The organism is Rhodococcus sp. (in: high G+C Gram-positive bacteria) (assembly GCF_049286785.1).
Taxonomy (GTDB): domain Bacteria; phylum Actinomycetota; class Actinomycetes; order Mycobacteriales; family Mycobacteriaceae; genus Rhodococcus_F.
The window spans coordinates 1-11,115 of record NZ_JBAQEO010000076.1 but is presented as its reverse complement, the minus strand read 5'-3'; the positions used below and the strand labels follow the sequence as shown (position 1 = coordinate 11,115).

10 protein-coding genes are annotated in these 11,115 nt (G+C 67.9%); all 10 read right to left on the bottom strand.

Translation table 11 applies throughout. The features are described 5' to 3' along the window. On the bottom strand, positions 1-347 hold a 347-nt coding region (locus WAW17_RS02745; protein WP_422331488.1), incomplete at its 3' end, for an aldehyde dehydrogenase family protein. A gap of 89 nt (positions 348-436) precedes the next feature. Beyond that, a complete protein-coding gene (locus tag WAW17_RS02740; protein ID WP_422331487.1) occupies positions 437-1,771 on the bottom strand; it encodes a transcriptional regulator in 1,335 nt (444 codons plus the stop codon). A 41-nt stretch (positions 1,772-1,812) separates the two neighbouring features. Continuing rightward, a complete protein-coding gene (mftG, locus tag WAW17_RS02735) occupies positions 1,813-3,312 on the bottom strand; it encodes a mycofactocin system GMC family oxidoreductase MftG (RefSeq protein WP_422331486.1) in 1,500 nt (499 codons plus the stop codon). Next, the gene (gene mftF, locus WAW17_RS02730) at positions 3,312-4,709 is read right to left on the bottom strand and encodes a mycofactocin biosynthesis glycosyltransferase MftF (protein ID WP_422331485.1); all 1,398 of its coding nucleotides are present in this window, start codon (positions 4,707-4,709) and stop codon (positions 3,312-3,314) included. The genes mftG and mftF overlap by 1 nt, the downstream gene beginning before the upstream one ends. After that, a complete protein-coding gene (locus WAW17_RS02725; RefSeq protein ID WP_422331484.1) occupies positions 4,709-4,843 on the bottom strand; it encodes a hypothetical protein in 135 nt (44 codons plus the stop codon). Before WAW17_RS02725 ends, mftF begins: the two co-directional genes overlap by 1 nt. After that, the gene (gene mftE, locus WAW17_RS02720) at positions 4,840-5,562 is read right to left on the bottom strand and encodes a mycofactocin biosynthesis peptidyl-dipeptidase MftE (protein WP_422331483.1); all 723 of its coding nucleotides are present in this window, start codon (positions 5,560-5,562) and stop codon (positions 4,840-4,842) included. The genes WAW17_RS02725 and mftE overlap by 4 nt, the downstream gene beginning before the upstream one ends. 98 nt (positions 5,563-5,660) lie before the next feature. Beyond that, entirely contained in the window at positions 5,661-7,616 is a 1,956-nt protein-coding gene (locus WAW17_RS02715; protein WP_422331482.1) for a mycofactocin system FadH/OYE family oxidoreductase 2, read from the bottom strand. Then, positions 7,613-8,425, bottom strand: a complete 813-nt coding sequence (locus tag WAW17_RS02710; protein WP_422331481.1) for a mycofactocin-coupled SDR family oxidoreductase — start codon at positions 8,423-8,425, stop codon at positions 7,613-7,615. The genes WAW17_RS02715 and WAW17_RS02710 overlap by 4 nt, the downstream gene beginning before the upstream one ends. 12 nt (positions 8,426-8,437) lie before the next feature. Then, entirely contained in the window at positions 8,438-10,399 is a 1,962-nt protein-coding gene (locus WAW17_RS02705) for a mycofactocin system FadH/OYE family oxidoreductase 1 (protein ID WP_422331480.1), read from the bottom strand. A gap of 17 nt (positions 10,400-10,416) precedes the next feature. Continuing rightward, positions 10,417-11,115 (bottom strand): alpha-hydroxy-acid oxidizing protein (locus WAW17_RS02700; RefSeq protein ID WP_422331479.1); only part of this gene is annotated, 699 nt, incomplete at its 5' end.

Sequence of the window (11,115 nt, the reverse complement as noted above, 5' to 3'; positions counted from 1 at the left end):
TTCAGGGTCTCGCGGATCGGCTTGCCGTTGTCCCACGCTTCGGCGAGCGCGATGGACTCGAGGTTCTCCTCGATGCGGTCTGCGATCTTGTTGAGGATGATGGCGCGCTCGGCCGCCGACGTCTTGCCCCAGGCGGGTGCGGCGGCGTGGGCGGCGTCGAGTGCCAGTTCGATGTCCTCGGACGTCGAACGCGCGACCTCACAGAACGGCTGTCCGGTGACGGGTGTCGGATTCTCGAAGTACTGGCCCTTGACGGGCGCAACCCACTGGCCGCCGATCCAGTTGTCGTAACGCGATTGAAAGGACATGACGGCGTCGGGCGAACCCGGGCGGGCATACACGGTCATCGATAACTCCCTGGTGTCGTGAAACTCAGTAAACGTGGAACTGAACTTTCCGGATGTGACTCACAACACTATGAAACCTACCGTTGCAACTACGTTGCGTACTGCCGATCGAACAGATCGATCCGGGATTTGACCTGCGCGTACAGGGGCGAGCGGACGTCGAGACCGGCCAGGTACGCTTCCCATGCCGCGACATCCTCGCGGCCGTCGACCGAGGTGGTCCACCGGGCCAGCAGGCGCGAATCGCCCTCCCGCAACAGTGCCGCCTGCACGCGGGCGCGCAGCGCATCGCGCACTTCCACCACCCCGGGCGCCTCGGACCCGGGCAGCACCGGGCCCGAGTAGATGTCGAGAGCTACGGCGAGTTCGCCCCGGTCGAGTGCACCGCGGACCTGCGCTGCGTCCGACGCCAGATCCGTCAGCAGTCGATACGGACGCGAGCCGATGTTGTCCGATCCGAAAACCTTGCGTAGCCGCGACATTTCGGCACGGATGGTCACTGCATCCAACTCGTTCTCGTCGAGGAGGACGGCGAGACGGTCCGCACTGAGCCCCTCCGGATGCTCGGCCAGGAGAAGGAGAATCTCGGCATGCCTCTGCGACAGCGGGTTTCGCGTGCCCCCACGCAGCAGTACAGGACGTCCCGATCCCAGCACCTGCAGCCGCGGGGTGGTGGTGGCGACCATCGAGCTCGGCGATCGCAGCAGATGCAGCCGCAATTCCGCCTCGGCCGCCGCCACGGTTGCCCGGATCAGCGAGAGCACCTCGGGCACGGCCACCCGGGGCCCGCCGGTGATGTCGATCGCCCCCACGATCGCGCCGGTGGACGGGTCATGGACCGGCGCCGCCGAACAACTCCACTCGTGCACCGACCGGCTGAAGTGTTCGGCCCCGAAGATCTGTAGGCAGTGATCGAGCGCGATCGCGGTCCCGGGCGCGTTGGTGCCCACCCTGTTTTCACTCCAGTCGGCGCCCTCGACGAAATTCATCGCCACCGCCCGGTCCTTGGCCGAAGAGTCACCCTCGACCCAGAGCAGCCGACCCGTCTCGTCGGTGATCGCGACGAGCAGACCGGTGTCGGCCGCGTCCTCGACGAGGAGTTTGCGCACCACGGGGCGGATGAGCGACATGGGGTGTGAAGCCCGGTACTCGCCGAGTTCGGACGCCGCCAGATCGACCGGACGAGCCGAACCGTCCGGGTCGACTCCCTGGCGGGTGCTCCGCATCCACGAATCGAGGACCACGGACCGGATCGGGCTGCCTGCCGCCTCCGGCTCCGGTCCTGCGGGTGCGGAACGCTCGACGTACAACCGCTCGACGAATGATCGGTGCGCTGACGATACTCGTCGCGCAAGCAGAGCGACGTCGTCTCCGGGGCGCACGGCTACCCACGGGTTGCCCCCTGTGGGCGGTTGATCCTGCATCGAACGGCTCCTCCACGGCGTCCCCACTACTGTAACCCCGGTCACACCGAGGGAGATGCGCCGCCTCCCTCAGCGGCCAGGAACGCACTGACGCGTTCGGCCACCATCACCGCCGTGGCGTGCGGACCACGGCTCGGCACCACCGGGATCACCGACGTGTCGGCGATGGTGAGCCCCTCCACTCCTCGCACGTCGCAGTGTTCGTCGACGACGGAGTTCCCGTCACCGGCATCACCCATCCTGCAGCTGCCGCACAGGTGCAGCGAGGTCCCGAGGTGCGCGAGAACAGAGCGATCGGATATCTCGAGCGAAGCCGGCTCCACCAGCGCGCTCAGCGCTTCCGATCGCAGGAGTTCCAGACCTGTCGCCACACCTTCTCGCAACGCCCTGCGGTCGGATGCCGTGTGCGCATAGCGGTATTCGATCCTCGGATGATCCCGCCGGCGGCCCGACGTCAGCCGGATGTCTCCACGGGATTCCGAGACCATCAGTCCCACACCGAGTATCGGGTCGCAATGACCGGACCCGGGGACGAGTACGTCGAACGGCGCTGTGTACGGACGGATCTCGAGGTTGCCGATGTCGAGAGCCATCTCGACCACCGGACTCGTGGCACTGCGCGGCAGATGTCCCCGGACGCGATAGGGCAGAGCCACTTCCGGATGATCACTGAAGTCGGTGCCCACCCCGGGAGCGTCGTGCACCACCGCAATATCGTTGTCCCGCAGATGCTCGGCCGGACCGATACCGGAGTGCAGGAGAAGTATTGGCGTTTCGACGGCACCGGCGGCGAGGACCACTCGCCGCGTGTGGATGATGCGTCGGACTCCGCCCGTTTCCACCTCGACGCCGGTGACGGCACCGCCCGCGAGGACGATCTGCACAGCATGCGAGCGGGTCTCGACCGTGAGGTTCGCGCGGCCGCGCGCGGGCTGCAGATATGCCGTGGCCGTACTGACCCGGCGCCCGCCGCCGATGTTGAGCGGGACCGGCCCCACACCGCCGGCGCCACCGTCGTTCTTGTCCGGCTCCTCCGGGTATCCCGCGTCGAGCGCCGCCTGACGGAATGCCGCACTGATCGGACTCCACGACCCGGGCCCCTGCCGAGACACCGGCATCGGCCCGTCCGCGCCGTGCGCCGGACCGTGGAAATCGGCATCGGTCTCGAGTTTCCGGAAGTAGGGAAGCACCGTGTCGTACGACCACGAGGCCGGCCACCGCCCGAAGTCCGCCGCTGTGGCGCGGATGAAATAGGCCCCGTTCACCGCCCCCGAGCCGCCGAGGACGTGTCCGCGCACGATGTCCGAACGCCTGCCGGGTGCCGGCTCCACGTCGTAGGTCGCCGCATACGCACTTCCCGGCCCGATCGGAAGGGTGCGGTAGTCGAGTACGGGGCGCTCCTCGACCTCGTCGTAGCCCGGTCCGGATTCGAGGAGCAGTACCGACCTGTCCGGATTCTCACTGAGCCGGGCGGCAACCACACACCCGCTCGACCCGCCACCGACCACAACCACATCGGCTGACCGAAGAGGTTCCGCCACTATGACTTCAGCCGCGGCTTCAGTGCGTCGAGGTCACGCGCGGCAAGAGCACCCTTCCAGAGCCCCGCCCCGTACGCGACGTCGTCGATGCGCTTGAACACCATGTGCCGTACCGGACCCAGGCCGCCTGGCTCGCGATGGGTTGTCCAGTCGGCGACGCCTTCGGCCACGGCGACCGCGAGCGCGATGCGCCGGATCCGTCTCGACAACACCACCGCCAGCAACGTGATGGGCCAATAGTGCCGACACATGGCCGAAGCCAGCTGCCAGACGCCACCCACGAAACCCTGCGCGGCGAGGATGGCCGCGATCCGGGTGGGCTGATCGAGACCGGTGAACATCCGGCGCAGCCGCAGAACCATCATGGCGAGCGTCGCGAGAGCGCCGAGCAGTCCGAGTCGAGTGCATGTTCCCGCCGCGATGCAGGCGAAGAGCGTCCACGGCGACATCGACAGCGGCGGGACCATCCCCGTGTGTCGCGCGGCGAGCGGCGCGGCGCCGGTTCCGTAGAACATCTTGCGGTCGAACCACCGTGTGAATGTCACCCGGTGGTCGTGAGCCACGTGAGCCACCGGTTCGTACCGGAGGCGCCACCCCGCCTCCTGCAATCGCCAGCACAGGTCGACGTCCTCGGCCACGTGCATGGACTCGTCGAATCCGCCGAACTCCGCCAGTACCTCGCGTCTGGCGATCATCGCCGCGCTCGGGACGTAGGAGACCGGTCCGCCGGACTGCACCGCGGATTCCTTCCGTCCCAGATCGAGGGACGAACGGGCGTGCTCGTACCGGGCCAGGGTGCTCGCATCGGGCTCGAGCGCCACGATGCGCGGGGCGACGAGCGCGACCGCGGGGTCGCTGAAGTGGCCGAGCATCACTTCGATCCACCCCGTCCGGGGAAGGACGTCCGAGTCGAGGAAGGCCACGAACGGACTTGTGGCGGACCGCAGACCGGTGTTTCGCGCCGCGGCCGGGCCCCTGGCCGTCTCGTGACGGAGCACGGTAATGCGGCCACAACCGGTTTCGAACGCGGGCGCCACGATCGGGACGTCCGAGCCGTCGTCCACGACGATTACTTCGAGACCACGCAGCGAGGCCAGCAGCCGGTGGAGCCCGGAGGCGTTGTTTCGGACGGGAATGACAACCGTGACATCCCGGGGGGACGGCGTGCTCATCGGGCGCGGGTTTGCCACTCCGGAATCGAGAAGCCGGCGAGCGACCGCCGCGGACTGCGGGTCGACCACTTCGAGGAATCCGTCGCCGATCATCGCCACCGCGGTAGGTGCCAGCTTCAACATCCGCGTGGGTGACCCTCCGATGAGGACTCGGCCTCCGGAATATGCGCGCACCTTGGGGTCGATTCGTATCCCGAATCCGTCGGGAAGTCGAGATTGGCGCATCAGTCGATGGTAGGTGGGTCGACGTGTGCCGGCACGGGATGCCGAGAATCAGCTGCCAGGGCGTGCAGGAAAGTAGTGAACATGTCCTTCTCGAGGTTCGGCCGCGGCCACTTGTGGATGCCCGTACGGGTCATCGAAGCCTCCCATCGGCGCCCGGATCCCACCGGAGCCTGCCGTCGGGGCCCGGTTGCCACCGGGCCAGTGCCTTGGTCACGCGTTCGACGAGCTCGCCGAACAGCTGCGCCCCTTCCGCGGCCGTTGCGCCGGTCGGGTCACCGAGCACGCCGTTGGCCGACACGGCGACCATACCGCCTTTGCGCAGTCTTGGCATCAACCTCTCGACAGGTTCGGTATTACCGGCAACCGCCCGGTCCCACAACACTCGGCTCGGCGAAAGATGCAGCAACAGGGACGTTTCCGTTCGGCCCGCGTGAGCGTCTGCATTCGGTACCATGCACGGCACCCAGGCGACGTCGCGGCCCTCGTATCGCAGCAAGGCGGCAGCCTTGACCAATGCCTGGCCATTGCCGCCGTGCCCATTGACGAACACCACGCGCTCGGCCCATCTGCAGGCCGACCTCCCGTACTCGACGAGCACGGTCTCGAGAACCTCGGCACCGAGGGACACGGTCCCCGCGAAAGCCTCGTGTTCACCGCTCGCACCGTAGGCGATCGCAGGTGCCACGAGCACTCCGGGCAGAGCACGGGAGACCGCGACCGCGATGGCCGTATCCGTGTCGAGTGGCAGGTGCGGTCCGTGTTGCTCGAGAGAACCGACCGGCACCGCCACCGTAGCCGACTCGCGGTCCACCTCGGTCCACACGAGGTCCTCGAGACCTCCGGAAGTTGGCATCCCCTGATGCTAGGTGACGTGAGCCGATCGGCTCCGCACGGTGGGCACGCAGGCACCTCTTCAGGCGAGACACGGGTCACCTGCTGCCGTACTGCGCACTACAGCGACAACGCGACCCGCTCCCCCTCGATCACTGCGGCATGTGCCCGCCGAGGGGACAGCGCATCCCCCACGCGATGAATCTCGATTCCACTGCCGGACAATTGTTTCCAGAGCTCGTCCTCCGGCTGCTGATGAACGGCGGCCACCACCCAGTCGACGGTGAGCACGCTCGTCCGTCCGGTGGGATGATGCAGCAGAGTCACCGCGACCCGGTTTCCGTCCGCCACGCAGCTGCCGGGCACCACGTCGGGCACCTGCGTGATGCCCTTGTGGTGGGCCCGCGCGTTCCATCCCTCGAAGTCCAGGGTGATCCCCAGGTCCTGCCCCACGATCAGGCCGGGCGTGCAGATCGTGACGGCGCATCCGCTGTCCGCGAGAAACTCCGCCACCGACGTGCCCTGATGAAAGCCCAGTTCGTCGACCACCAGCACCGCCCCCGACGGGTGCGCTCTGCCCTCGAGGACATCGCGCACGTCCACCACGCGCTTCAGGGACCCTGCCCACGGCGGCCGCAGGGGACGCGCGCCTGTCGCGAGCACCACGACCTCGGGGCGATCGCCTTCCATCATCTCCGCCGTCACCGCAACTCCGGTCCGAAGATCGACACCGAGCCGAACACATTCCGCTTCGAGATTCCCGACGAGGCTGAACAACTCGCCCCGGCCCGGCACCGTCGCAGCCGTGCGCACCTGTCCCCCGACCACCCTCTCTCGCTCGTACAGCGTCACCTCGTGACCCCGCCCCGCAGCTGTCGCCGCGGCCTTCAGCCCGGCGGGACCACCACCGACCACCACCAGCCGCCGGCCGCGGACTCTCGGTTCGGGCAGCGCGACGGACTCGCGGCCCGCGCGAGGATTCACGACGCAGCCGAGCCACCGGCCCAGGCCCATCCGGCCGATACATTCCTGGTTGCAGGACAGACACGTCCGGATCCGGTCCTCTTCGCCGACAAGGGCTTTCGATGCGAAGCCGGGGTCGGCGATCTGTCCTCGCACCACCCCGATCAGATCGCAGTGTCCCTCTGCCAGAGCCTGATCGGCCTGGCGCGGATCGGTGAACCGGCCGACGCCGATCACCGGCAAACCGACCCGCTGCCGAATAGCATTCGGGACGAACAGTGAGTACCCGCGGGGCACGGCCATGGATGCCTCGATCATGTGGAGCGTCTCGGTTGCCATGCCGATCGAGGTGTTGATGTAGTCGGCCAGCCCACTTGCCTCGACGAGCGCGGCCACCTCGACAGCCTCGTCGAGCCGGACACCGCCGTCGAACAGGTCCTCCCCCGCCAGCCGAACGCCGAGCGCGCGTTCCGGGCCGATCGCGGCCCGGACGGCGGCGAGCACCTCGAGAAGGAACCGCGCGCGGTTCCCGAGCATGCCGCCGTACCGGTCGCTCCGCTGATTGGTGGCGGGGGCGAGGAAACTGCGCACGAGCGACGAGTGCGAACACTGCAGTTCGATTCCGTCGAAACCGCCGCGGACACACTGATCCGCAACGTGTGCGTAGCCCTCGACGAGAGTCCGGATCTCCCTGAGGTCCAGGGCCTTCGGTACTTCGCGGAACAGGGGGTCGGGTACGGCGCTCGGTGCCCACAACGGTTGTCGCGAGTACATGCTCGACCCCTGACCACCGTTGTGGTTGATCTGGGCCAGGATCGGCACGTCGTGCTCGTGTACGGCCTCGGTGATGCGCCGATATCCTGGAATCACCTCCGCCCGGTACCCCGCGATCACCTTCTCGTAGGGCCAGTCCCCGGGATGGGTGGCGTGCTCCTCGGAGATGATCAAGCCGGCCCCACCCCGTGCCCGCGCCGCATAGTAGGCGGCATGCTGCTCGGTGGGCAGTCCGTCGACGGCGTAGCCGGTGAGGTGCGCGGAGAAGACCACCCGGTTGCGCAGGGTCAGAGGCCCCAGCCGCAGCGGGGTGAACAGATGCCTGTACGCGGCGCTCACACCTTGGTGTTGCCCATGTCGAGGGCGACCTGGCTGCCCGTCACCGTCCGCGAACCGTCTCCGGCGAGCCACAGCACCGCGTCGGTGATGTCGTCGGTGGTGGCGAGCGGATGATCGGTGAGAATCGTTCCGAAGCTCGACAGGTAGTGGGGGTGCTTCTCGAGCATCACGAGACTGCCCGGGTCGGTGCCCATCGGCGTCTTGACACCGTACGGGTGAATGGAATTGACGCGGATCTTGTATTCACCCAGTTCTTTCGCGGCGATCTGCGTGAGGCCCACGAGCCCGAACTTGGACGCTGCATAGTTCGCCTGACCGGGAAGGGGTTTGATACCCGCAACCGAACTCACCACGATGATGGAGCCGCCCCTGCCGCCGTCGATCATCGCGGGCACGGCGGCCTTCAGTGTCTTCCACGCTCCGGTGAGGTTGACATCGATCAGGGTTTCCCACTGCTCGTCGGGCATTTCCCAGAATCGGTTCCAGTTGCAGATCCCGGCATTGGCGACCACGATGTCGAGTCTGCCGAATTGCTCGACACCCCGGTCGACCACTGCCTTCAGGCGCGCACTGTCGCGGACGTCGGCCTGCTCCGCAATGATCTTGCCGCCCTCGGATTCCACCAGGCGCACCGTCTCCGCAAGGTCTTCCGCGGTGGCAGGCACGTAGGTGTTGAAGTCCGACACCGGCCCGCAGATGTCGACGGCGATGATCGACGCCCCTTCCCGCGCCAGTCGCACCGCATGCGTCCGGCCCTGACCCCGGGCAGCCCCGGTGATGAACGCGACCTTGCCGTCGAACTGTCCCATGGTGGAATTGTCCTATCTTTCGTTGACGAGTGCGAACAGGTTGTGCGTGAGCGTGGACCGAGCGCGGGTGGCGACGGCGTAAGCGGCCAGCCGCCCTTCCCGGACAGCCTCGAGGACGGTTCGGGGAGCCACACAGTCACCGGCGGCGACAGTGCCCGGCCGGGACAGGATGTCGTGGGGCAGGCGATGAGAGCAGTCGACGAGAACAGCGCAGGCCACCGTGGTGTCCTCCCCGGTGTATCGGTTCCGCGCGTGCAGTCCCGCGCTGTCGACCGACACCACGCTGCTGTCGAGATGGCGAATGACTCCTGCCCGTTGCAGACGCGCATTGGCATCGGCGAGATCGCCCGACATTCCGAGCCGCGAACCCGCCACGGCGTCGGGAGTCAGAATGCTCACCTCGCGCCCCTGCGCTGCGAGCCGCTCGGCGAGCGCGACGGCGACGGGTCCGCCCACCGGATCGAACAGAACAAGTGGCCCTTCGCGCAGGACGGCACCGCCGAGGACGTCGGATGCAGTGAGGGTCTGCGTCTCGTCCGACACCGGGAACGCCGGTGGCCTGGGCAGGCTTCCGGTGGCGAGAACCACCGCCGAACCGGTGCGGATCGCGTCGTCCAGATCGGCAGCGGACGCCCCGCTTCCGACTTCGAATTCCACTCCGAGCGTTCGACATTCGAGTTCGAGCCAGTCGACGAGTGCCGCGAGGTGCGGGGCGGCCACGGCAGCCACCCGAACCATTCCACCCAGAGCGACACCAGCCTCCCGCACCGTGACTCGGTGTCCGCGCATCGCGAGCACCCGCGCGGCCTCGAGTCCGGCGGGCCCGCCGCCCACCACCAGCGCAGTACCCGGATCGGCATCGGTGACGCCTTCGGGAGGGTCGACGGACTCGTACCCGGCAGAGGGATTGCCGATACACGTGACGACGGGGTTCCGGGGATCTCGCACCAGGCACGTCTGGTTGCACAGGACGCACGGCCGCGGCCTGCCGCCCCGCCGGAGCGTGACCACCAGATCGGGGTCCGCGATCTGGGCGCGGGTCATCTCGACCGCGTCGGCGACGTCGGTGTCCAACACCCGACGAGCGTCTTCCGGATGGACCACACTGCCCTGCAGGACAACCGGAACCGCGCCCGCGACAGCAGCCCGAATGTCCCGGCACAGTTCCATGTTGAAAGAACGCGGCTGGTGGAAGTCGGGGCGATAGGTGCTCGCCGACATCGGACCACCGCGCACGACGACGAGGAGATCGAGCGAATCCGCCAACTCCCGCGCCTGCTCGGCGGCGATCAGCGGAGTGACGCCGGCCCACGGCATCAGCTCGTCGCAGCTGAGCCGGAGCGACACGATGCGTCCGGGTCCCAGCTCGTCGCGGACGGCAGCGATCACCTCCCGGGTGAGTCGCAGTGGATCCGCACCGTATTCGTCTTGGCGCAGATTGGTGTAGCCGGAATGGAACTGGCGCAGCAGCGCGGTGGCCCCGGCGTCGAGCTCGACACCGTCGAGGTCGGCCGCGACGGCGGCGCGGGCCGCCGCCCGGAAACCGTGAACGACGGCGTCGATCTCCGTCCGCTCCATCTCCATGGGCAGCTCGCGCGTGACCACGTCGGCCACTCGGGACGGCGCCCAGAGCACCGACTGCGAGTAGGCGCTCGAACCCTGCAGGCCGGTGTGCGTCAGACCGGCCAGCACCAGCGCGCCGTGCGGACGGCACGCCGCCACCACGTCGTGCCATCCGGCCCGGCAGCGGGAAGCGAGCGGGGCGCGTTCGTACGGCCAGTCGGACTCGTGGACAGAGGCGTTCTCGGTGACGACGATGCCGGCCCCGCCGCGTGCCCGACGCTCGTAATAGGCAACATGACGCGGCGAGAATTCCCGTCCCACACCCAGATTGGTTTCGTGCGGACCGAACAGCACCCTGGACGGGGCTTTTCGCCCGCCCAGGGTGATCTGATCCGTCAGCTGCGCAGCCATCTACGCCTGTTCGCCGATCAGGATTCGGCGCCCAGGACCCGCTCGAATCCGGGCGGGATCACGACGTCGGAGGGGCTGAGTTCGTGGATGGACGAGTGGCCCAGTCCGAGCAGCGCGGAGTCGATGCCACCGCGCAACACGTCGAGCACGTTCTCGACACCGGCCTGACCGTTCGCCGACAGGCCCCACAGGTAGGCTCGGCCGATCATGACGGCGCGGGCGCCGAGCGCGATCGCCTTGACGACATCGCTCCCGCGGCGGATTCCGCCGTCGAGCAGGACCTCGACCTGATCGCCCACCGCGTCGGCGATCGCGGGCAGGGCGCGGATCGGCGCGGGTGTTCCGTCGAGGTTGTTACCACCGTGATTGGACACCGAAATCGCCGTGACACCGGCATCGACGGCCCGCTTGGCGTCGTCGATCCGCATCACGCCCTTGAGCATGAACGGCCCACCCCACTGCTCCCGCAACCACGCGATGTCGTCCCACGTGGGCAGCGGTGTCTGCATCCACTCGCCGTAGGCTCCGAAGAAGGTGGGCGGTTCTTGCCCGGGCGCGGCGAGGTTCGGGGTGGTCAGGTCCGGGATCTTGCGGGTCTTCGCGAACTCGTAGAGCCACCGCGGACGGGTGATGCCCTCCGGGGCGAACTGGACCATGGCCTTGAGGTCCATCTTCTCCGGGATGGCCGGGCTGCCCCAGTCGCGTCCGTAGGAGAA